This is a genomic window from Haloferula sp. BvORR071 (assembly GCF_000739615.1).
Lineage (GTDB): Bacteria > Verrucomicrobiota > Verrucomicrobiia > Verrucomicrobiales > Akkermansiaceae > Haloferula.
In genome coordinates, this window is record NZ_BATP01000034.1 from 62,898 (window position 1) to 83,757 (window position 20,860).

Below are 20,860 nucleotides of genomic sequence, written 5' to 3' on the forward strand. Positions count from 1 at the left end.
ACTTCAGGGCGGGCGGCGGAAACGTCGCCCGCTTCGCCGGTTGACGATTTCGGCGCACGGAACATCTTCAGGGCGATTGAAAACGAATCCTCCATCCCCGAAGTTAGCTGCGATCAACAGCGCGCTTTCGAGGATGCCGATCAAGCCATTGCCGGTGGAAAAGGTTCTAGCCCAAGTGATCCAGCACCTTTCGGAGTCGAAATCCGAAATCTTGAGAAGCGGACGAGGTGGTAAGAGATAATAGGAGCGTTGAATTCTAATAGCGACTGAGCCAAACAGCCTCGCCATCAAAAAGCTTTTGCCATTTCCCTAGTTGACAGCTTTCTCATTAACTGTTCAAAAGAACAAATGAACGTTTCTAGTACTATCAGCCTCTTTACTGGTGCGGGTGGTCTCGACTTGGGACTTGAGGCTGCGGGGTTTGAGACGAGGGCAGCCGTTGAATTTGATGCTACTTGCGCAAGGACTCTGCGACATAATCGCGCTTGGAAGGTAATCGAAGGGGATGTGCATGGGGTGACGAACAAGGTCCTGCTGTCTACGGCTAACCTTAAGGAGGGAGAGGCTGACCTTTTGGCGGGAGGGCCGCCTTGCCAGCCTTTCTCCAAATCTGGCTATTGGTCGAGCGGCGATTCCAAGCGTCTGGATGATCCCCGGGCAACCACGCTTGATGCCTATCTGCGTTTTTTGGAAGCAGCGAAGCCTCGGGCATTTTTGTTAGAAAACGTCAGTGGTCTTGCCTACCGTGGGAAGTCGGAGGGGCTGGAGTACCTCCAACGATCAATTGATTCGATCAACCGCCGCAACGGCCTCGAGTATGGGGTGGAGGTTCTTCGTTTGAATGCCGCGCACTTCGGCGTGCCGCAGATTCGCGAGCGAGTCATCATTGTCGGTTCGCGTGAGGGAAAGACCTTTGGTCAAATCTCACCCACCCACGGTGAAGTCACCGATTCGGGGCAAACGGATTCGCTGCTGCTGCCGCTCATGACCGCGTGGGATGCGATCGGTGATCTGGAAGACGATGATTCTCCGGAACTTGTCATGAAGGGTAAGTGGGCCGACCTATTGCCCTCTGTGCCTGAAGGACTTAACTACCTCTATCACACCGAACGGGGGGACGGCTTGCCTTTGTTCGGATGGCGTCGGCGCTTTTGGAATTTTCTTCTTAAGCTCTCTAAGGACCTGCCCTCGTGGACGCTGACGGCCCAGCCTGGACCTGCCACCGGCCCCTTTCATTGGAAGAACCGCCATCTTTCCGCCCGCGAACTTGCTCGGCTTCAAACTTTTCCAGAGGGCTACCAGATTCTTGGTAACCGAGCCTCCGCTCAAAAGCAGGTCGGCAATGCGGTTCCGTCCGCACTCGCTGAAATGCTCGGCTACCAGATTCGTGCGCGCTTCTTCGGCGAGAAGAAGTTCGCCGCCACCCCTCTAACGCTCCTTCCTACGCGCAAGCGAAAGCGCCCTGCCGCCGAGCAGACGCAAGCCGTTCCCCGGAAGTATCTCTCGTTGCAAGGCAACCATGAAGCTCATCCCGGCACGGGACTGGGCTACGGTGCAGTACGAAGATTGAACGTAGCCTGATTAGCGATCTCCCTCCCTCCGCAAGCGATGCCCGGCTATCGGCGCTATACGGTTTCACGCAAGGCCAAGGAGCCTCTCGTCGAGTTCATGCTTGATGCGCTGAAATCGGCTGGATGCCGTATTCTCCAGCAATCCGATCCAAGCATCGCCCCCTTCCAGGTTTCTTTCGAAACCTCGTTGGGAGAGCGGATGGGAATTGTTGCCTACGCGTTTCTGGCAAATACCAAGCTGACCAAGAATCGACCGGCCGATGAGCACCGCTTCCAAGTGAAGTATGGAGCCAAAGACGGCGCGCTGCATCCGCTGTGGCAAGATCCCTACGGGCTTTACACCACTCTCTTTGTCGGCATCAACCCTGAGACCGGTTTCTTTGTGGGTGTAGATCCTGTATTGCACAGCCCGACGCGGATGTTCATCTCCATTGAATTCAAGGAGGAGCAGGCGCAGCGTATCCTTCAGGAGGGCTGGCACTTCTGGGAGAGGGAGAAGACCACCCGAGGGTTCGATTCGCCGGTGGAGACAGTCGTTGGCGGCCGGGCTGAAAGGTTCTTGGATTATGTTCGATTCGAACAAGCCGCTTTGGCCTTGGATCAAGGCCATCGCTTCCTTCTAGCGGAGCAGGTAGGGCAGCATGGTGGCAAAATCCTTAACCTCCATCAGCAAGCGGCCGCTGGTGAAATCCGGACACCTGCAGCGCGTGAACTTCATGGACTGGCGCGAGAGTTCGAACTCGATCCCGATGACATCCTATCGCTGATCGATACAGCGCCACGTCTAAAAATGGCAGTGCGGGGTTGGGTCGCCGAAACTCATCTGGAATCCCTACTCCGAGGCATACCCGAGATTTCCGAGCTCCGGCGACTCGAACAGGATGGTCAGCCCGATTTTGATCTCGTTTTGCGAGGAGGGAAGAGCCTTCGCATCGAGTGCAAAAATGTGCTTCGCCGCCAGATGGCGGACGGGACGATTCGCGTGGATTTCCAGAAGACACGTGCTTCGAAGTCGAATCCTTGTTCGCGCTACTACCGTCGCGACGAGTTCCAAGTTCTGGCGGCATGCCTCCACCCCTCCACCGAGAAGTGGGAGTTCAAATACCAATTCACCCGCAATCTTGCTGCCCACCAGAAGTGCCCCCTTCATCTCGACAACAAAGTGAGGGTGGGGCCGGATTGGTTTGCGTCGTTTCAGGAGTTGCTCACTGCTGTCTGATCTGACCAATTTGACCCGTTAAAAGGCCTGTCTCGTTTATTTTATAAGGAAATGTACGGGTCCGTCCACCCTCCAATCCCATTTTCCTGTCGATCAGCTATCATCGTTTCGCTTGCCCAGCATCGCCCCCTCGTTCTAAGCCCCGCGCGCGATGCTTTCCCACGAACCGATCGAATGGCCGGATGAAGTCGAACTGCTGGTCGATCGTCTTGAGAGCGAATCGGCCGGGCGGAAACTCAGCCGCGAGGAGCGGGCGCTCATGGATGTCTATGAGACCGTCCCCGTGCTGGAGAGCCAGGATGGCTTGCACGGCTTCTGGCAGAGCGGGGTGAATCACCAGCGGGTGATCCAGTCCTTCGAGCTCATCGGTGCCACCACCCTGGTCGATCCCCTCAAGGCCAGCCAGTGGTGCGAGACCCGCCCCGACGACCGCCACGACTACAGCGAAACCGAAGAGGAATACCTCACCACCATCGAAGAAGAACTCTTCGAGGGCATGGACGAACTTCCCGACCTCGTCCTCGCCTTCATCGAAGAGGAGTTGGGCTAGCTAGCCTTGTTTTTCGCGGTTGAATCCAACCCTCGCCCAGACCCCGCGCTCCCGCCTCTATCGCGGTTGAGTCCCCGCCCGCCCAAGCACCCCGGCTTGCGGAAGCCTGCGCTTTTCTATCGGATGTGCTCACATCCTGATGAAGGCCGCCCTCCTCCCCCTCCTCCTACTCGCTTCGGCCCCAGCTGCCCTGGCCCAGACAGTCTTCAGCTCGAACTTCGATGACCCGACCGTCCCGGCCGGGATCACCGCAGGCACGGCGACCCTGACCGGCGTCCAGGACTTCGCCGGGCTCGGCGCGACCGGGAATACCTTTGGCGGCACCTTCCTGCGCAGCCCCACGGCCAACGTGGTGAGCCTGCAACTCAGCAAGCTCCCGGCGCACACCACCGTGAACATCGCCTTCCTGCTGGCGGCCATCGATTCACTCGACGGCACCGGCGGCTTCCCTTCCGGCGACTACTTCCACCTCAAGCTGGACGGCGTGACCATCTTCCGGGAATCGCTGGCGAACGCCTCCCCCAACCAATTCCAGAGCTACGTGCCCGCTCCCGGCGCGCAGCTCGCGCGGCACCAGGACCTCGGCTTCACCGGCCCCGGCAGCTACTACACCGACAGCGCCTACGACTTCGGCATGGAGCCCGCCCTGCAGGGCATTCCCCACACTGCCTCCTCCCTGACCTTGGAATTCGTGATCGAAGGCCAGGGCGTCCAGGACCTGGGCGATGAATCCTGGGCCATGGACAACCTGAAGCTCAGCCTCGGCAATTCCACCCAGTCCTTGGGCCTGCGCCTGAACCCCTTCAAGGTCACCTACCCGAATGGGACCACGCCCTACTTCACCGGCGTGGTGAATGGTGCCCTGCCCCTCGCCAATGCCACCCTCCAAGCCTCCACCGATCTGGGCCAAGCCGATCCCTGGCAAAACCTGATCACCCTCCCGGCGAATGCGAATGGCTCCGTCTCCTTCCTCGACGTCCCCGACCCCTCCGCCGCCGGCGCCCGGCAGAACTTCTACCGTGTGCTCGTCCCCTGATCCCGCAGGTGCTGGATCGTCCGTCGCCGCTGTTCTTTGAGCGGCTCGCCATGACTCCAACGGAAGCTTCGGGCTCTTCGCGGTTGAATTCAAAACTCGCCCAAGTCCCTCGGCTCCTTCTCAGGCTTGCCCGACGTGGCAGAAGCTTTGCTTTCGGGGAATACCGGGATGAGTTATGTGTCCCTCCGATGTTCCGGATCCTGGCGATCGCTCTTGCTACGCTTGGGGGCAGCCTCCCCGCCATGGCGGCCTTGGAGCTCGCCCGGGCACCGCTCTTGAATGCCACCTTGCCCGCCTCCTCCACCTGGCAGGTCGAGCAACAACAACAGCCCTCCGGCACCTGGACCCCCACCGGCGTCCTGGTCGGCGGCACCGGCTCCGCGGTCAGCGTCCGCCTCGATGGCTTCCCTGCCACCGCCAACTACCGCTTCCAGCGCATCCTCACCGCCGGGACCCTCACCCCAACCCTCGGCCCCGCCGCCTGGACCCTCTCCGGCCGGGAACCCGGCGCGACCCAAGTGGCGCTGGACAGCTCCCCGAATCTCGCCGCCTGGACCGACCTCGCCCTCGTCTATCCCGATTCCACCGGCCGCTACCTCCGCGCCCTCCGCAGCCCCGAACTCGCGGCCTCCCGCAATTTCTTCCGCGCTGAAGTTCCCGCCCTGCCCCTCGGCGATGCCACCGTCTTCTCCCACACCCTCGCGCCCAACAACGAGGGTTCGGCCGGATTCGGCCAGATCTACTCGGACATGCCGCAGATCTTCAAGGACGGCTTCATCGGCGCGCTGGCCCCCGTGGAGTACCATCGTGGCGGCCAGAATGCCGCGGCAGCAGGGGAGTGCTACGAGCTCGCCGGCCCCTTCGGCCGGACCACCCTGATGATCACCGATACCACCACCGCGCCCACCGGCACCGTGGATGTCGGCCGCAGCTTCTTCGACATAGGCCCGGAGCCTTTCAAGATCCTCATCGGCGGCGGCGATGGCACCTCGGGGGCCCTTACCGCCGGCTTCCGCCTCGTCCCCGCCCCGGTGACCGGGAATCTGAAGCTCTTCGTGGTGCCGACCAGCGCGAGCATCTACTACACCGAGCTGCGGGCCTACAATTACCGCGCCGGGATCAGCAAGATGGAGCTCCAGATCAATGGCAGCAGCAATTGGGTCACCCTCCCGCGCACCGCCTACAACAGCTTCGTCTACCAAGCCGCCGGCTCCGTGCTGCCCCTGGCCTTCCCGGTGAAAGTCCGTGTCACCAGCCGCTTCGATGAAGTGATCACCTTTCCCTCCATCGCCTCCCTCACCGACAACCAGAAGATCACCGGCCCCGCCCAGTTCACCGTCTTCCCCGCCACCGCCCTGGCCCCGCTGCCCGAGCACCGCATCCGCCCCGCCTACCGCGATGCCCTCACCAATGTCCCCGGCGACCAATGGTCCTCCGGCCCCTACGGCGGCGCCAGCCTCACCGTATCCGATACCAGCGCCCCCGCCTACGCCGGCACCGCCAGCCTCCGCCTCTCCAGCCTCGGCGGCTTCGCCGGTGCCACCTTCTCCAACTACCCCGGCTTCGCTCGCCCCGACTTTGGCGTCTTCAAGTTCGCCATCCGCTCCGCCACCGCCCTCACCGCCGACCAAGTCGGCCTCATCCTCTACGGCAGCACCACCTACGGCGGCACTCAGACCTATTCCTCCCTCATCCAGCTCCCGCCCCTCACCACCACCTGGCAAAGCTTCCAAATCCCCCTCCAGCCCTCCGGCACCCCACCCATCATCTGGGGCTTCCAAATCTTCGGCCGCACCTCCGGCGCCCTCCCCAACGTCTGGCTCGACGAAATCTCCTTCGAACCCCGCTAGCGCCGAATGCGCAGCGTAGCGGGATGGCTGCGCCATTCCGGCTGGGCAAATCCGCCCCATCCCAACATCCCCGCCTCACGGACCGCCCACTGGGTGCGCCGGCTTTAGCCGGCCCGAACAGCCGAGCGCCCTCCAACATCCACCCCATCCCCCGCAAAAAATCCCTGCCTTTCATCCGTGTAAATCCGTGCCCATCCGTGGTTCCACCTGCCTTTCCATCCCTGCGATTCCCGCTTCATCCGTGGTGCCTCCCACTCCGTCATCCCCGCTAAACCCGCCCCCCAACACCCGTAACCCCCTTCCCATGACCCGTCTCATCACCTTCGCCTCCTTCTTCGCGGTCCTTCCTCTCCACGCCGCCTTCGAACCCATTCCCCGCAGCACTCCCGAAGCCGAAGGCCTGCCCACCCCCGCCGTCGTCGACTTCGTGGGAGCCCTCGACCAGATCCCCACCCTCCACAGCGTCATGGTCCTCCGCCACGGCAAGGTCATCGCCGAAGCCTGGTGGAAACCCGAAGTCGCCGACAAAGCCCACATCCTCAACTCCGTCAGCAAGAGCTTCACCTCCACCGCCGTCGGCCTCGCCATCACCGAAGGCAAACTCAGCCTCGACGACAAGGTCCTCAAATTCTTCCCCGCCGACGCGCCGGCCGACCCCTCCGACAACCTCAAGGCGATGACCGTGAAGAACCTGCTGACCATGAACAGCGGCCACGAGATCGAGCCCAAGGCTGCGCCTAACAGCGGCGGCCCCAGCGTGAAGCAATTCCTTGCCGCCCCCGTCGAGCACACCCCCGGCACCCATTTCCAATACAACACGATGGGCACCTACACGCTCTCCGCCATCGTCACCAAGGTGACCGGCCAGACCGTCGTGGACTACCTCACGCCCCGCCTCTTCGAGCCCCTCGGCATCGAGGACCACAAATGGGACGCCAGCCCCGAAGGCAACTCCCTCGGCGGCTACGGCCTCTTCCTTCGCACCGAAGACATCGCCAAGCTCGGCCAACTCTACCTCCAGAAAGGCCAGTGGAAGGGCAAACAGATCCTCCCCGAAACTTGGGTCGCCGAGGCCACCAGCAAGCAAGTCCCCAACGACCCCGGCTCCCACGTCAAAATGGGCAACGACTGGCGTCAGGGCTACGGCTTCCAATTCTGGCGCTGCCAGCACAACGCCTTCCGCGGCGATGGCGCCGGCGGCCAATTCTGCGTCGTCATGCCCGACCAGGACACTGTCATCGCGATGACCGCCGGCGGTGCCGACATGCAGCGCGAACTCGATGCCATCTGGGACAAGCTCATCCCCGCCTTCCAGGACAAGGCCCTTCCCGAATCCGCCGAAGCCCAAGCCAAGCTCAAGGAAGCCATCGCCAAGCTCGAAGTAAAAGAGAAGCCGAAGCAGTAGCCCACAAGGTAGCGGAATGGCTGCCGCCATTCCGGCAGTGCGAGTCCTCCCCAAGAACGCAGGACTCGCACCTCTGCCATCCGCTGCAATAATCCCTTCCATGCCTCACCGCTTCCGCACCATCGACGGCAAAATCTACGGCCCGGGCAGCAAAACCCCCTTCACCGTCAGCCTCCCCGATGGCAGCCAAGCGGAAGTGATCTGGGGCGGCTGCGCCCAAAGCGAGAAGCTCGCCTGGTGGCTCCGCAAACCCGACCACGGCATCGCCCAATCCGCTCAAGAGATCGCCGCCGTCGCCATCGAAGCCGAGGACACCAAGGAATTCATCTGGGGTGACGCCCCACCCGGTGCACACCTCATCTGGGTGCTCGAACCACCCGTCGTCTCCAAGGCCGGCAATAGCTATCAGCTCGCCAAGATGGTCACCGTCGAAGCCAGCCCCGCGGAACTCGCCTACTTCCACGACACCCGCTTCGCCCTCTTCGGCAGCCTCGATAGCGCGGGCAAGATCACCACCATCCCCGCGCTCGAACCACCGCCTGCGAAACCACCAGCGCAGGGCGAGTTGTTCTGAGGCAGACATGGCGTTTTCATCCAATTTTCTTCAGGCCTGCGTCCGGACCTGTTAGTCCCTCCCGCCATGGAATGTCTCCCCCTCCTCTTGGCCAAAGTATCCGAACTCCAGACCGCATCCCGCGTCCCCGCACCGGAGCCCATGAACAGCGAGGTTCAGGCCATTGTGGTGGGCCTGACAGTGGCCCTTACCGTGGGCATGATCGCTTCCTTCTGGGTGCTCTTCCAGAAGGCCGGCAGGCCGGGCTGGCAAGCCGTGATTCCATTCTACAATAGCTTTGCCTGGGTCGATATCCTGGGGCGCCCAGTGTGGGTCGCCGTTATCCTGTGCTTCGTGCCTTGGGTAAACTTTCTGGTGTTTTTGTTCCTCTGCCTGGACACGGCGAAGTGCTTCGGCAAGAAGACCGGCTTCGCTTTCGGCCTGATGTTCCTGCCCTTCGTGTTCTTCCCGATCCTCGCCTTTGGCAACTCAAGGTACTTGGGACCGGCCACCGACGACACTCGTCCCACCTCGATCGGCTAGCCCGCGCCACCCAAGGCTTCACTTCTTGATCGGATTCCGACCCTTGATCGGCGTCTGGTCATACTCGTCATCGATCCGCGAAGACTCGACCGAGCCCTTGTCCAAACTCGGCATGTCCAAGGGCGACTTCTTCTCCAGAGCCGCCGCCGTCTGCGGTGGAGTGGGAGCCGCGCTCTGGGCCTTCGGCGCGGCCGGAGCTGCGATCGGCTTGATCACGATCGCGTGCTCTTCCAGCTTCACCTCCACCTTCGCCTGCGCCGCGATCTCACTGAGGATCTTCCCCGCCGACTTGTCCTTCGCAGTGAGCGTCACCGTATGCGGCCACTTCGCGGCATCGACGTCCTTGTAGACCCACTGCAGCTCCAGGCCGTTCTTGCTGTTCTTCTTCACCTGCTGGGTCAGCACCGCGATCGCATCGCCCAAGGTCGTCTGATCCGCACTGAAGCTCGGGATCACGATCTCCGCCAAGGGCGTCGCCGTGAGCTGCTTCTTCAAACTCTGCGGTGGCACCGCCGGGGCGGGCTCTGCGGCAAACGCCAGCGGAGACAAAGCCAAGGCCAGGAGCAGGGGCATAAGTTTTCTCATGGCATCACATATCATGCCTCCCGCCCTCCCCCGGCAAGGCCAGAAATACCCATCGGGGGGAGGGGAACCGGGCCTTTTCTCGCCCCGAATAGCCTCTTTTTTCCGCTCCATTCTAACCATTTTCTCATCGCTGGTATGCTAAATCCACCGGTGGAACAGCAGAGTTGTCGTTTGCTTAAGCGGCGCGAAAGCACCGTAAAGGTTTAAGCGACAGGCACTCCCTCCCAGGGGTGGGTAGGGAGTGCCCCCCGCTGGCCGCCGGCCAGCAGTGGAGGTCGGCGGGCGGGTTGGGCGAACTCCAAACCTTCGCGAGTGCGGACGTACCCCGCCCGTAGACCCCCGAGCTGTGGTCTCAAAACGCAGGAATTAGCCTATTCCCGGGCTTGCGAGGTCTTCCAAGCGATGGCGCGGCGCAGAAGTTCGGAGGAATCCTTCAGCTCCAGCTTATCCTTGATCCGCGCGCGGTAGGTTTCCACTGTTTTAGAATCGAGCCCCAGATGCTCGGCGATATAGCGCGCAGCATATCCCTGGCCGACCAAATCGAAGACTTGGAGCTCGCGGTCAGTGAGTTCCTTGAGGGGATCCGTACTGGAGCGGTTCTTGCCGAGCATGCGCGACAAAATATCTCCAGAGAGCTGGGAACTCATGAAGATCCGGCCTTCCAGAACTTGGCGAATCGCTTCCAGAATCTTGCGGGTGGCCTCTTGCTTGGTGATGTAGCCGTGGGCGCCGGCGCGGATCACGCGCTCCGCGTAGAGGTCTTCCTCCTGCATGGAGAGCACGAGGATGAGAAGCTGGGGCTGGAGGGTCCTGAGATCCTTGATCAGATCGAGGCCGCTGGAACGCTTGAGGGAAAGATCGACGATGGCGAGCCGGGGTTGCTCGCGGGTGATCACCTCGAGGGCTTCGCCGCGGTCCTCGGCTTCACCGCAGACGATCATGTCGGATTCGCGGTTGATCAGTTCGGCCAGTCGTTCGCGCACCATGGGGTGATCGTCGACCAGCACGATTCGGGCGGGGCTAGGCATTGGCAGCAGTCGGAAGCGGCGTCGTTGGGGGCCGAGGAGTCTCCGTGCAAGCGAGGGTAACGGAATGGGGATTAGAAAGTCGTGAGAAATGGCGGATTCGAAAGGGAGCGGGATTTCGCGGTGCCGTAACAGCTGTTAGATGTTCCGGGGCTTGCGCTGAGGGTGCTTAGGGCGTGAAGGATAGGTATGAACTGGCTGATCTGGGCATTGCTGGCGGCATTCTTCGCTGGGGTCACCGCGGTGCTCGCCAAGGCGGGGGTCGACGGGGTCAATTCGAATCTAGCGACCGCAGTACGGACAACGGTGGTGCTGGCGTTCAGTTGGGTGATCGCCTTTGCGAGTTGCAGGCCGGTGGTGGCCCTGAGCGGGCTTTCCTCGCGGACCTGGGTATTTCTCACGCTGTCCGGGCTGGCGACAGGACTGTCGTGGATCTGTTATTTCCGGGCGCTACAGCTGGGAGAGGCGTCACGGGTGGCACCGATCGACAAACTGAGCGTGATCTTTGCGATCGTGTTTGCGGGAATCTTCTTGAAGGAGCGACTGACGTGGCAGCATGCCCTTGGCGGGGCTCTGATCGTTGCCGGTGCGCTGGTGCTTGCGATGGGTAGTGGCAAGCCCGCATGACCGCATGAAACAGTTTCTCCGCCGTCACCGTCACCGCTTGGCCTTCGTGCTGATCGGGGTGATGGCCATGGCGATGCTGGCCGGATGGTATGCGCCGGAGCACCCGCTGGCGGTGGTGCAGCATTGGATGGATTTTGCCTTCAATGCATTGCGCGGAGTTCCGCTGGTGGTGTTTGTGCTGGCGATGGCGCTATTGCCGCTGGTGGGGGTGCCGGTGGTTCCCTTCTATCTGATGGCGGGGGCGGTGTATGTGCCGCTTTACGGGCTGCCGGTGACCTTGGCGGCGGGAATGGCGGCCTTGCTGCTGAATCTCTTGGCGAGTCATGCAATTGCGCGGCGGATGCGGCCTTTCGTGGAGCGGATGGTGGCGAGATTCGGGATCACGATGCCGCAGGTGGGCAAGCTTTCCGCGTGGAAGCTGGTGCTGCTGGTGCGGGTGACGCCAGGTGCGCCGCTGATCGTGCAAAACTACCTGCTAGCGCTGGCGGGGATTCCGCTGGGACTGTACGTGATCGTCTCGCTGCCGGTGGAAATGATGATTTGCGGTGGATACATGGCGGCGGGCAAATCCTTTGCGACCGGGCATTGGGGCTGGCTGCTCGGTGGATTGGGGGCCCTGGCCTTCGTGTTGCTGGCGGCGGCACTGGTTCGCGAGCATCTGGCGGGGCGAAAAGCCGGGGAATAGAGGAAAAATCCCTGTCCTCATCGGGCTCTCATGTTCGTTCCGCTTTGATCGCGGCACGATTTTGAAGTTCCGCGAAGCCAGTGATTCTGAGTTAGCCGCCTCCGGGGGGGCACCGACATCTCCGGGCGAGGTGCAGCCGGTTCGTCACGCCGCGCCCAAGCTCAAAGAGCTGGTGCTGGTGGCGATGGCGGCGGCGATCTGGTTTTGCGCCTTCATCGGGCTGCGGCCGCTGGCGGATCCGGACGAGGGCCGCTACACCGAGATCTCCCGGGAGATGGCAATCTCCGGCGACTACGTGACGCCGAGGTTGAATGGGGTGAAGTATTTCGAGAAGCCGCCGTTGGTCTATTGGCTGTCGGCTCTCACTTTCAAGGCCTTCGGGGTCAATCATTTCACGGCGCGGCTGTGGATCGCGGTGTTTGCCGTGCTCGGCTGCCTGCTGACGTACTACGCAGCTTATAGTATTTACGGCAGGGCGGCGGGGATCTGGTCGGTTGGGGTGCTGGCCACCACATTGATCTACTATGTGCTGGCACAGGTGATCCTGCTGGACATGGCGGTATCCGTGATGATCAGCGGGGCGTTATTCAGCTTCTTGCTGGGGGTGCGGGAGCCGCGGGGAGCGAAGCGACGGAGCCTATTCATGGCGCACTATGCCTTCATGGGGCTGGCGACGCTGTGCAAGGGGTTGATTGGCTTCCTGATCCCTGGTGCGGTGATGTTCCTGTGGCTGCTGCTGCTCGGACGGTGGCGCTCCTTGAGGCCTTTCTATCCGGTGAGCGGGATCGCGCTGTTCCTGGTGATTGCGGTGCCATGGCATGTGCTGGTCGGGCTGGCGAACCACTCGGCGAATCACAAGTTGGACTTCACGTGGTTCTATTTTGTGCACGAGCACTTCGAGCGTTTCACGACGACCGTGCACCGCCGCTTCGAACCGTGGTGGTTTTTCCTGCCGATCCTGGTGGGGGGCTTGCTGCCGTGGACGGTATTTGCCTGGCAGGCGGTTGCGCGTTCCCTTCGCGGCGGCTGGAAGGGCCGGAAGGAGCAGGCGGAGGCGTGGTTCCTGGTGATCTGGATTGTTTTCGTGATGGGCTTCTTCTCGGCGTCCCAATCGAAGCTGATTCCCTATATCCTGCCGGTGATTCCCGCTTGCGCGGTATTGATCGGGCGCTATGTGGCGGAACGTCGCCGTGAGGGGATGGAGGCTGGATTCAGCCGCGGGGGGTGGGCTTTTGTGGTTTTGGCGGTGGGGGCTGGCGTGGCCATCCCTTTAATCAAGGTGCCGGGTAGTCACGATGGATTAACGCTGCACTACCCCTACGGGCCCGGGCTGGCGGCTGCGATCCTGCTAGCCGGTGCGGGCTTCACTGGTTTTGCGCTGTTGAAGCGGCAAGCAGGACGGGTGGCCGGCGGGATGATGGTCACGGTGGCGGTGTTGTTCGTCGCGATCGCCTCGATGGGGCGCGCGTTTGACGCCGGCTCCTCAATTGCGCTGTCGCGGATTCTCCAAGAGCGGCTCAAGCCAGAGGACCGGGTCGTGCATGTCGCGCTCTATGCGCAGGACATGCCGGTCTACTTGAACCGGCAGATTGATGTGGCCGGCTACAAGGGCGAGCTGGAGTTTGGCATCGATGCGGAGCCGGAGAAGACGGCGGACCGCTTCATCTCCCGCGCGCGTTTCATCGAAGAATGGAAGGACGCCAGGACGACCTATGCGGTGATGCGCAATTGGTACTACGACAAGTGGTTTAGCCAGCTTGGCCTCAACAACGAAGTCATCGGGAAGAGCGGAGATCTCTACCTGGTGGTGAATCGTTCCCCCTCTTCCTCCTTATGAGTGCTTCCTCCTTGATCAGTCCCTTGACCGGGATCGCCCGACCCTTCCTGCCGATGACTCGCCCGAGCATCGATGAGGAGACCATCGAAGGGGTTTGCGAAGTCTTGCGTTCGGGGTGGATCACGTCGGGGCCGAAGGTGAAGGAGTTCGAGCAGCAGCTTTCGGAGCTGTTTGGCGGCCGTCCTGTGCGGGCGTTCAATTCGGGAACGGCCACCCTGGAGGTCGCGCTGCGCCTGGCTGGTGTGGGCCCAGGTGATGAGGTGATCACCACGCCGCTGTCTTGGGTCGCCACCAGCAATGTGATTCTCAACGTGGGTGCGCGGCCGGTGTTTGTGGACATCGAACCCTTCACGCGGAACATCAACCTCGAGCGGGCAGAGGCAGCCATCACTCCGGCAACCAAGGCGATCATGCCGGTGGACTTGGCGGGATTTCCGGTCGATCGCGGGCATTTGGCACGGATCGCGGCCAAGCACGGGCTGCGGGTGATCGAGGATGCGGCGCAATCGCTGGGCAGCAATTGGGAGGGGAAGCTGATCGGCAGCACCGGTGATCTGGTGTCCTTCAGCTTTCATCCGAACAAGAACGTCACCTCGATCGAGGGCGGCTGTCTGGTGATGAACAATGAGGCCGAGGCGGCGCTGGCGGAGCAGTATCGCCTGCAGGGCGTGGTGCGCAGCGGGGTGGATGGGATGGATGTGGCGGTGGCGGGAGGAAAGTTCAACCTGACCGATGTGGCAGCGCGCGTGGGCATCGGGCAGCTGCGGCGGCTCGAGGAGTTCACGCTGGCGCGCCGTGATCTGGCGTGGGGCTACAGCGAATTACTAGACACACCGGAGATCAAGCGACTGGGGCTGCTTCTGCCGCTGCCGGATTTCAAGCAGAGCAACTGGCACATGTTCCAGGTGGTGCTGCCGGGGCGGCGGTTGCCGGGTGGCCGGGCGGCAGTGATGGAAGCGATGAAGGAGCTGGGAATCGGCACCGGAGTCCACTATCCGCCGATCCACTTGTTCACGCTCTACCGCCAGATGGGATGGAAGCCCGGGGATTTCAAGTATGCCGAGGAGATCGGACGCAATATCCTGACCTTGCCGCTCTTCCCCGCAATGACGATGGACGACGTCCGCCGGGTGGTGGATGCTCTTACCGTGGTGCTACGCACGCAGGTCCAATCATGAGGGAAGGAACCAAGATCCAAGTGTCCGTGGTGATTCCGGTCTTCAACGAAGAAGGGAATCTACCAATGCTATTTTCGCGGCTCTATCCGGTGCTGGATGCGCTGGACCGGAGCTACGAGGTGATCTTCACCAATGATGGCAGCGCGGACCGCTCGACGGACTTGCTGGCGGCGCAGCATGCCGCGCGGCCGGATGTGACGCGGGTGATTGAATTCACTGCGAACTACGGCCAGCACATGGCGGTGATGGCCGCGCTGGAACGGGTGCGCGGCGAGATCATCGTGACCCTGGATGCCGACCTGCAGAATCCGCCCGAGGAGATCCCCGCCTTCCTGAAAAAGATGGACGAGGGCTCGGACTGTGTGGGCGGCGTGCGACTCGATCGCAAGGACAGCTTCTTCCGGCGGCGGATGTCGCAATTGATCAATAGCCTGCGTGGCCGGATGACGAACATCCGGATGACGGATCAAGGCTGCATGCTGCGATCCTATTCACGCGAGGTGGTGGATGGCATCGTGCGCAGCGGGGCAATCAATACTTTCATTCCGGCGCTGGCTTATAGCCTGGCGAAGACGCCGACGGAGATTCCGATCAAGCATGAGGAGCGGCATGCGGGGGTCTCGAACTACTCGCTCTACCGGCTGATCCGGCTGAACTTCGACCTGATCACCTATTTCACGACGGCACCCCTGCAGCTTTTCACGATCTTCGCGATGGCCTGCTCAGGTGGGAGCTTCCTGCTGGTGGTGGTGCTTGCGGCGCGGCGGCTGAAGATCGGTCCGGAAGAGGGCGGGATCTTCACGCTGTTTGGAATCCTGTTCTTCCTGATCAGCGTCTGCATGGTCGGGATCGGGCTGATTGGCGAGTACATGGGCCGGACCTATCAGGTGGTGAGAAACCGCGCCCGCTATCACATCGACCACGTCCTGGAGGTCCGCGAATGAGCCAGCCCCGCATCTTGTTTTTCGGCTACAGCGAAGTCGGGCATGACTGCCTCGAGCTGCTGGTCAAGCGCGGCCATAATGTGGTGGCGTTGATCACGCACGAGAACCAGGCGGGTGAGAACATCTGGTTCAAGACGCCGGCGCTGATCGCCAAGGCCCATGGCATCCCGGTGCTGACGCCCGAGTCGGTGAAATCCGCTGAGTGGGTGGAGCGGATCCGGGAAATGCAGCCCGACCTGATCTTGTCGGTTTACTACCGGCATATGATTCCCGAGGCGATCCTGAGGCTTGCGCCGCTGGGGGCCTTTAACCTGCACGGCTCGCTGCTGCCGAAATACCGCGGGCGCGCGCCGATCAACTGGGCCGTGCTGCATGGCGAGTCGCGGATCGGGATGAGCTTGCACCGGATGGTGAAGCGCCCGGATGCGGGTGAAGTCGTCGATCAGGAAGGTGTTGAGATTGGTCCCGACGACACTGCGGAGGAGGCCTTCCGCAAGGTGCTGCCTTGTGCGACTGAGGTCCTGGGGCGGCAGATCGACCACTTGCTCGCCGGAACGGCGACCGGCACGCCGCAGAATGAAGCCGAGGCCACCTACTACGGTGGCCGTACTCCGGAAGATGGTCGCATCAACTGGGCGCTCAGTTCGGAAAAGGTCCACAATCTGGTGCGAGCCGTGACCGATCCCTACCCCGGAGCCTTCACCGACTTTGCCGGAGCCCGCCTGATGGTGTGGCAGACCAAGGCTCTCCCCGGCCACTGGGGCGAGCCTGGCGAGATATTCTCCCTTGAACCCCTCACCATCGCCACTGGCGATGGTGCCGTGCAACTACTCCGCTCCGAGTGGCGGGGGCAACCTACCCGCGGCCTGGCCGCGGGCGATATCCTATGAACCAAGAGAACAAGCCATTGCGAGTCCTTATCCTTGGAGCCAACGGCTTCATCGGCAGCAGCCTTACCTCGGCGATCCTACGCCGGACGGATTGGGAAGTTTACGGGATGGACGTGGGTGATCACAAGCTCAGCCATGTGCTCGGGGACAAGCGTTTCCACTTTGTGGAGGGGGACATCACCATCAACCGCGAGTGGATCGAGTATCACGTCAAGAAGTGCGATGTGATCATCCCGCTGGTGGCGATTGCGAATCCCGCGCAGTATGTGAAGCAGCCACTGAGGGTCTTCGAACTCGATTTCGAAGCGAACCTGGAGATTGTGCGGAAGTGCATGAAGTACGGGAAGCGCCTGGTCTTTCCCTCCACTTCGGAAGTTTACGGGATGTGTCCGGACGAAGTGCTGGATGAGGAAAGTAGCACGATGGTCTACGGGCCGATCGACAAGCAGCGCTGGATCTACGCTTCCTCCAAGCAATTGCTCGACCGCGTGATCTACGCCTACGGATTGGAAGGGCTGGATTACACCCTATTCCGGCCCTTCAACTGGATCGGGCCCAAGCTCGACAATGTGATGGAGCCGAAGGAAGGGAGTTCGCGCCTGTTCACGCAGTTCATCAGCAACATCATCTTCCGTAAGCCGATCCAATTGGTGGACGGTGGCTTGCAGAGCAGGTCTTTCACCTTCATCGATGATGGCATCGACTGCCTGCTGAAGATCATCGAGAATAAGGACGGTGCCGCCAGCCGGCGCATCTTCAACGTGGGCAACCCGCACAACAATGTGACGGTGGCGGACCTGGCGAAGATCATGATCGAGGCCTTCCGCCAATACCCCGACTATCGGGAGCATGCGGATCAGGCACAGGTGGTCTCGGTCTCGTCGCAGGATTACTTCGGGAAGTACTATCAGGATATCCACACGCGGGTGCCCTCGATCGAGGCGGCGAAGGAAGCGCTCGGTTGGTGGCCGAAGGTGGATCTGGAGACCGCGATCCGCCACACGCTGGACTACCATCTGGCGCATGAGGACTACGAACTGACCTCGGCGGCATGAGCGAGGTGATCGCACTGAAGGTGGATGTCGACACCGAGCGCGGGACCCGCGAAGGGGTGCCCGCGCTGGTGAGGCTGCTGGAGGAATTCGGGGTGCCTGCGACCTTCCTGTTTTCCCTGGGGCCCGATAACACCGGCAAGGCGGTCTCGCGGATTTTCCGTCCCGGGTTTTTCAAGAAGGTAAGCCGCACGAGCGTGGTGGAGACCTACGGCGTGCGGACTCTCTTGAATGGCACGCTGCTGCCCGCGCCGCACATTGGCCGGCGGAACACGGATGTCTTGCGATCCGTGCAGGCGCGGGGCTTCGAGGTGGGGATCCATTGCTACGATCATTACCGCTGGCAGGATCATCTCTTCCGGATGTCGCCGGAGCAGACCCGTGCGGAGTTCAACAAGGCTCGCGGTGAATTCATGCGGATCTTCGGCTGTGAAGCGCGGACGGCGGGTGCGCCGGGCTGGCAGGCGAGCATGGCGAGCAAGCAGGTGTATGACGATGCCGGGCTCTACTATGCAAGTGACTGCCGGGGAGAGTCTGCCTTCCTTCCGCGGATCGGCGGCGAGACCTTCAAGGTGCTGGAGATCCCGACGACCCTGCCGACGCTGGATGAGCTACTAGGCCGGCCAGAGTTTCCGGAGGAGGTAATCGTCCCGCACTACCTGAAGCTGCTGCGGGAGGATCGGCCGAATGTCTTGACGATCCACGCGGAGATCGAGGGCGGCAGGCAAATGCCCTTGTTCTGCAGCTTTCTGCTGGCCGCCTTTGACCGGGGATGCCGCTTTGTGCGGATGGAGGAGCTGGCCGATGGGATTCTTGCGGGCGGGAAGACGCCGCCGGCTTGTGATGTGGTGATGGATGCGATTGACGGGCGGAGCGGGACGGTGGCGACGCAAGCAGGTACGGTTGGAGTAGTAGCTTAAGGGACTGGTTGGGCGGTGTCTGGCGCCTCGGGCCTCAGCCCCTCCCATCACGGGAATTATTGGGCGGGCGCAATTGCCTCAGCTGGCGCTTTGTTGCACCGCATCCGGCAGGGTAAGCTCGAACATCACCATGCCATCTTTCTGACTGGAGAGGTGCAAGAGGGCTCCGATGCAGAGGGAGATTTCCTTGGCCAAAGCAAGGCCCAAGCCAGCTCCCGGTGAATTCACCGAGGTATTCTTGCCGCGCTGAAAGGGGCGGAAAAGGCGCTCTGAGTCCGCGGGATCGAAGTCATCGGTATCGTTGGCGATCGAGAGAATGAAATCGCGGCTGCGGGTGCGCATCGAAATGTCGATCCGGCCATTGTCCGGTGAGTGGCGGAAGGCATTTTCGATCAGGGTAGAGGCGAGCACCTGAAACAGGCGGCTATCTCCGGCCACGCGTATGTCTTCAGAAGGGGCGGAGATTTTCAGCTGGCGGCGGCTCTCCGGTCCTTCGGAGTGAGAGTGATTTACCATCAGCTGGCGGACGACTTCGACCGGCTGATACGGCGCGACTATGGCTTGATCCACGCGGCTGCGGAAGCGGGCGAGCTGCATCAGGCCCTCGATGGTCTGGTGCATCTGGTGGACCACCTCGTGGGCGCGCTGGATTCGGCCTAACAAATTCTCCATTTCCCGGGGACGAGCCAAGGCCTGCTCGAGGATGGCATTCAGGCCGGCGATGGGAGTGCGCAACTGGTGGGCGGCGCTGAGGGCAAAGTCCTTCTCATGGGCGCGTGCCGTTTCGACCCGCTCGAGGGTGGTGCGGAAGGCCGAGGTCACTTGGACCAGCTCCCGCGGCAAGGTGGGTGGGATTTCGGGAAGGGGAGTGCCGACCTCGGAGGAACGCTTGAGGAGGTTTGTGGCCAGAATGCTCAAGGGCCGCAGGGACCAGCGGGTGATCAGGAGAACCGCCAGCCAAACGGCGAGCAGAGTGAATACGCCGCTCCACAGGAGATCGGCGCGAGTGCCGGAGAGTCGATTTTCCAGATCCCGGGTGTCCAAAGCACAGACGATGACTTGGGGGTAGTCGGTGGGATCGAGAATCTTGCCGCGACGGCGCATTTCCTCGCGGCCATATTCGTTGGTGAAAGGCAGGTGGAGGAAGCCCACCGCCCGGGCCGGGCGGCCATCCGCCAGCTGAATGGTCTCATAAACCGGCTTGTTCAACTCGCCGTGAAACAACTTCAGGTCGGCGTTACCAAGGTCAGGAGAGCGTACCGTTTGCTGACTCTTGAGGTCCCAGAGTTGGAACAGGCCTTGGATTCCCAAGCCTGCGGTGGAGTCCATGGCCTCCTTCCATTCGTAGACGACGCCGCCCCACTCCAGCTCGGTAGACTTTGAAAGCAGGGTGGCGGAGTACAGCAGCTCATCGTCGACCTCTTGGCGCATTGAGCGCTCGACCTCGCGGTACATGGCGAGCTTCGAAAGCAGCAGGACGATGGCGACCAGGAAGGTGCTGCCGAAGATCAGGCGGGTCTTGATCGAGGGGTGCTTCATGGGCTGCGGCCGGAGATGACGTAGCCGAGGCCCCGCACGGTCCTGATGAGATCGGATTCGCCCTCCGAGTTCAGCTTTCTGCGGAGATAGCTGATATAGACGTCCACGCGATTGCTATTGCCGCTGTCGTGGTCCTGATAAACATGCTCGCCGATCTCCATGCGTGAGACAGTCTGGTCCTCGCGGTGAGCGAGGTACTCGAGCATGCGGTATTCGAGGCGGGTGAGGACGATCTCACGTTCGCCGCGGGTGACCACCTTCCTGAGGGTGTCAATCTGCAGGTCGGCGATGCAGATGATATGCGACTCGCGATCATAGCGGCGGCGGTTGAGGGCGCGGACCCGGGCCACCAGCTCGGCTAGAGCGAAGGGCTTGACGAGGTAGTCGTCAGCTCCGGCATTGAGACCTTCCACGCGGTTTTCCACCGAGTCGCGGGCGCTGATCATGATGACCGGAGTCTTGTCGTGCAGTTTGCGCAGTCGCCTCAGGATCGAGAGGCCATCGATCACCGGGAGCATGATATCGAGGATGATGACCTCGTAGGAGTGGTTCTCCGCGCTCCAGAGGCCTTCGTCGCCAGCTCCGCAGTCATCCACGACGAAGCCTTCCTCGACGAGGCACTCGCGCATGTTGTCGCGGAGGGGGAGATAATCTTCGATCAGGAGGCAGCGCATGGGGCGGGAAGAATGGCTCAGCGGGGTGGATATCTTCCAAGCGAGTGGATGGCAACGCGGAACGGCGGAACGAGGGTCCTGAGATTTTTATCGCCCATTCTCACCGTTTTCTCATGCTCTTCCGGTTCCAATGCACGGTTGCCCGCCGTGGCCCGGTTTGCCGGATCGCGGAACCTG

General features: G+C 61.7%; 20 protein-coding genes. 16 read left to right on the plus strand and 4 right to left on the minus strand.

Annotated features, from left to right (window positions below; all coding sequences use genetic code 11):
- Nucleotides 1-348 precede the first annotated feature (348 nt).
- From BV071_RS19105 to BV071_RS19140, 8 genes are all read left to right on the plus strand, one after another.
- Nucleotides 349-1,581, plus strand: coding sequence for a DNA cytosine methyltransferase (locus tag BV071_RS19105; RefSeq protein ID WP_035610712.1), 1,233 nt, complete (start codon nt 349-351; stop codon nt 1,579-1,581).
- A gap of 27 nt (nt 1,582-1,608) precedes the next feature.
- Nucleotides 1,609-2,790: a hypothetical protein gene (locus tag BV071_RS19110; protein WP_035610715.1), complete on the plus strand. Its 1,182-nt coding sequence runs from the start codon at nt 1,609-1,611 to the stop codon at nt 2,788-2,790.
- Nucleotides 2,791-2,941: 151 nt separating this feature from the next.
- The gene (locus BV071_RS19115) at nt 2,942-3,340 is read left to right on the plus strand and encodes a hypothetical protein (RefSeq protein ID WP_035610717.1); all 399 of its coding nucleotides are present in this window, start codon (nt 2,942-2,944) and stop codon (nt 3,338-3,340) included.
- Nucleotides 3,341-3,479: 139 nt separating this feature from the next.
- Entirely contained in the window at nt 3,480-4,376 is an 897-nt protein-coding gene (locus BV071_RS19120; RefSeq protein ID WP_052573578.1) for a hypothetical protein, read from the plus strand.
- A gap of 188 nt (nt 4,377-4,564) precedes the next feature.
- The gene (locus BV071_RS33275) at nt 4,565-6,226 is read left to right on the plus strand and encodes a hypothetical protein (protein ID WP_052573579.1); all 1,662 of its coding nucleotides are present in this window, start codon (nt 4,565-4,567) and stop codon (nt 6,224-6,226) included.
- Nucleotides 6,227-6,530: 304 nt separating this feature from the next.
- Complete coding sequence (locus tag BV071_RS19130; protein WP_035610719.1) at nt 6,531-7,631, plus strand: serine hydrolase; 1,101 nt, start codon at nt 6,531-6,533, stop codon at nt 7,629-7,631.
- Nucleotides 7,632-7,731: 100 nt separating this feature from the next.
- Nucleotides 7,732-8,205, plus strand: a complete 474-nt coding sequence (locus tag BV071_RS19135) for a hypothetical protein (RefSeq protein WP_035610722.1) — start codon at nt 7,732-7,734, stop codon at nt 8,203-8,205.
- Between the two features lie 66 nt (nt 8,206-8,271).
- Nucleotides 8,272-8,727 (plus strand): DUF5684 domain-containing protein, encoded by a 456-nt coding sequence (locus tag BV071_RS19140; RefSeq protein ID WP_265594620.1) that lies wholly within the window; start codon nt 8,272-8,274, stop codon nt 8,725-8,727.
- Nucleotides 8,728-8,745: 18 nt separating this feature from the next.
- Here BV071_RS19140 and BV071_RS19145 read toward each other — a convergent pair whose 3' ends face one another.
- Complete coding sequence (locus BV071_RS19145; protein WP_265594621.1) at nt 8,746-9,312, minus strand: hypothetical protein; 567 nt, start codon at nt 9,310-9,312, stop codon at nt 8,746-8,748.
- 371 nt (nt 9,313-9,683) lie between these two features.
- Entirely contained in the window at nt 9,684-10,340 is a 657-nt protein-coding gene (locus tag BV071_RS19150; protein WP_035610728.1) for a response regulator transcription factor, read from the minus strand.
- A 186-nt stretch (nt 10,341-10,526) separates the two neighbouring features.
- On the opposite strand from BV071_RS19150, the gene BV071_RS19155 reads away from it, so the two are divergent.
- From BV071_RS19155 to BV071_RS19185, 8 genes are all read left to right on the plus strand, one after another.
- Complete coding sequence (locus BV071_RS19155; protein WP_035610730.1) at nt 10,527-10,964, plus strand: EamA family transporter; 438 nt, start codon at nt 10,527-10,529, stop codon at nt 10,962-10,964.
- 4 nt (nt 10,965-10,968) lie between these two features.
- Entirely contained in the window at nt 10,969-11,649 is a 681-nt protein-coding gene (locus BV071_RS19160; RefSeq protein WP_035610732.1) for a hypothetical protein, read from the plus strand.
- Nucleotides 11,650-11,779: 130 nt separating this feature from the next.
- On the plus strand, nt 11,780-13,486 hold the full coding sequence (locus tag BV071_RS19165; protein ID WP_265594622.1) for a glycosyltransferase family 39 protein: 1,707 nt from the start codon (nt 11,780-11,782) through the stop codon (nt 13,484-13,486).
- Nucleotides 13,483-14,664, plus strand: coding sequence for a DegT/DnrJ/EryC1/StrS aminotransferase family protein (locus tag BV071_RS19170; RefSeq protein ID WP_052573582.1), 1,182 nt, complete (start codon nt 13,483-13,485; stop codon nt 14,662-14,664). The genes BV071_RS19165 and BV071_RS19170 overlap by 4 nt, the downstream gene beginning before the upstream one ends.
- The gene (locus BV071_RS19175; protein ID WP_035610737.1) at nt 14,661-15,608 is read left to right on the plus strand and encodes a glycosyltransferase; all 948 of its coding nucleotides are present in this window, start codon (nt 14,661-14,663) and stop codon (nt 15,606-15,608) included. Before BV071_RS19170 ends, BV071_RS19175 begins: the two co-directional genes overlap by 4 nt.
- On the plus strand, nt 15,605-16,498 hold the full coding sequence (locus BV071_RS35535) for a formyltransferase (RefSeq protein WP_075090954.1): 894 nt from the start codon (nt 15,605-15,607) through the stop codon (nt 16,496-16,498). The genes BV071_RS19175 and BV071_RS35535 overlap by 4 nt, the downstream gene beginning before the upstream one ends.
- Nucleotides 16,495-17,553, plus strand: a complete 1,059-nt coding sequence (locus BV071_RS35540) for a bifunctional UDP-4-keto-pentose/UDP-xylose synthase (protein ID WP_265594623.1) — start codon at nt 16,495-16,497, stop codon at nt 17,551-17,553. Before BV071_RS35535 ends, BV071_RS35540 begins: the two co-directional genes overlap by 4 nt.
- Complete coding sequence (locus BV071_RS19185) at nt 17,550-18,470, plus strand: polysaccharide deacetylase family protein (RefSeq protein WP_035610739.1); 921 nt, start codon at nt 17,550-17,552, stop codon at nt 18,468-18,470. The genes BV071_RS35540 and BV071_RS19185 overlap by 4 nt, the downstream gene beginning before the upstream one ends.
- Nucleotides 18,471-18,548: 78 nt before the next feature.
- Here BV071_RS19185 and BV071_RS19190 read toward each other — a convergent pair whose 3' ends face one another.
- Nucleotides 18,549-20,009 carry a HAMP domain-containing sensor histidine kinase gene (locus BV071_RS19190; protein WP_035610742.1) on the minus strand — a complete coding sequence of 487 codons (1,461 nt, stop codon included), beginning with the start codon at nt 20,007-20,009 and terminating at the stop codon, nt 18,549-18,551.
- Nucleotides 20,006-20,683 carry a response regulator transcription factor gene (locus tag BV071_RS19195; protein ID WP_035610744.1) on the minus strand — a complete coding sequence of 226 codons (678 nt, stop codon included), beginning with the start codon at nt 20,681-20,683 and terminating at the stop codon, nt 20,006-20,008. Before BV071_RS19195 ends, BV071_RS19190 begins: the two co-directional genes overlap by 4 nt.
- Nucleotides 20,684-20,860: the final 177 nt, after the last annotated feature.

Bases quoted from the DNA above. Each gene is read 5' to 3' on its own strand.
- BV071_RS19105 (WP_035610712.1), top strand. From the start codon at position 349: ATGAACGTTTCTAGTACTATCAGCCTCTTTACTGGTGCGGGTGGTCTC.
- BV071_RS19110 (WP_035610715.1), top strand. From the start codon at position 1,609: ATGCCCGGCTATCGGCGCTATACGGTTTCACGCAAGGCCAAGGAGCCT.
- BV071_RS19115 (WP_035610717.1), top strand. From the start codon at position 2,942: ATGCTTTCCCACGAACCGATCGAATGGCCGGATGAAGTCGAACTGCTG.
- BV071_RS19120 (WP_052573578.1), top strand. From the start codon at position 3,480: ATGAAGGCCGCCCTCCTCCCCCTCCTCCTACTCGCTTCGGCCCCAGCT.
- BV071_RS33275 (WP_052573579.1), top strand. From the start codon at position 4,565: ATGTTCCGGATCCTGGCGATCGCTCTTGCTACGCTTGGGGGCAGCCTC.
- BV071_RS19130 (WP_035610719.1), top strand. From the start codon at position 6,531: ATGACCCGTCTCATCACCTTCGCCTCCTTCTTCGCGGTCCTTCCTCTC.
- BV071_RS19135 (WP_035610722.1), top strand. From the start codon at position 7,732: ATGCCTCACCGCTTCCGCACCATCGACGGCAAAATCTACGGCCCGGGC.
- BV071_RS19140 (WP_265594620.1), top strand. From the start codon at position 8,272: ATGGAATGTCTCCCCCTCCTCTTGGCCAAAGTATCCGAACTCCAGACC.
- BV071_RS19145 (WP_265594621.1), bottom strand. From the start codon at position 9,312: ATGAGAAAACTTATGCCCCTGCTCCTGGCCTTGGCTTTGTCTCCGCTG.
- BV071_RS19150 (WP_035610728.1), bottom strand. From the start codon at position 10,340: ATGCCTAGCCCCGCCCGAATCGTGCTGGTCGACGATCACCCCATGGTG.
- BV071_RS19155 (WP_035610730.1), top strand. From the start codon at position 10,527: ATGAACTGGCTGATCTGGGCATTGCTGGCGGCATTCTTCGCTGGGGTC.
- BV071_RS19160 (WP_035610732.1), top strand. From the start codon at position 10,969: ATGAAACAGTTTCTCCGCCGTCACCGTCACCGCTTGGCCTTCGTGCTG.
- BV071_RS19170 (WP_052573582.1), top strand. From the start codon at position 13,483: ATGAGTGCTTCCTCCTTGATCAGTCCCTTGACCGGGATCGCCCGACCC.
- BV071_RS19175 (WP_035610737.1), top strand. From the start codon at position 14,661: ATGAGGGAAGGAACCAAGATCCAAGTGTCCGTGGTGATTCCGGTCTTC.
- BV071_RS35535 (WP_075090954.1), top strand. From the start codon at position 15,605: ATGAGCCAGCCCCGCATCTTGTTTTTCGGCTACAGCGAAGTCGGGCAT.
- BV071_RS35540 (WP_265594623.1), top strand. From the start codon at position 16,495: ATGAACCAAGAGAACAAGCCATTGCGAGTCCTTATCCTTGGAGCCAAC.
- BV071_RS19185 (WP_035610739.1), top strand. From the start codon at position 17,550: ATGAGCGAGGTGATCGCACTGAAGGTGGATGTCGACACCGAGCGCGGG.
- BV071_RS19190 (WP_035610742.1), bottom strand. From the start codon at position 20,009: ATGAAGCACCCCTCGATCAAGACCCGCCTGATCTTCGGCAGCACCTTC.
- BV071_RS19195 (WP_035610744.1), bottom strand. From the start codon at position 20,683: ATGCGCTGCCTCCTGATCGAAGATTATCTCCCCCTCCGCGACAACATG.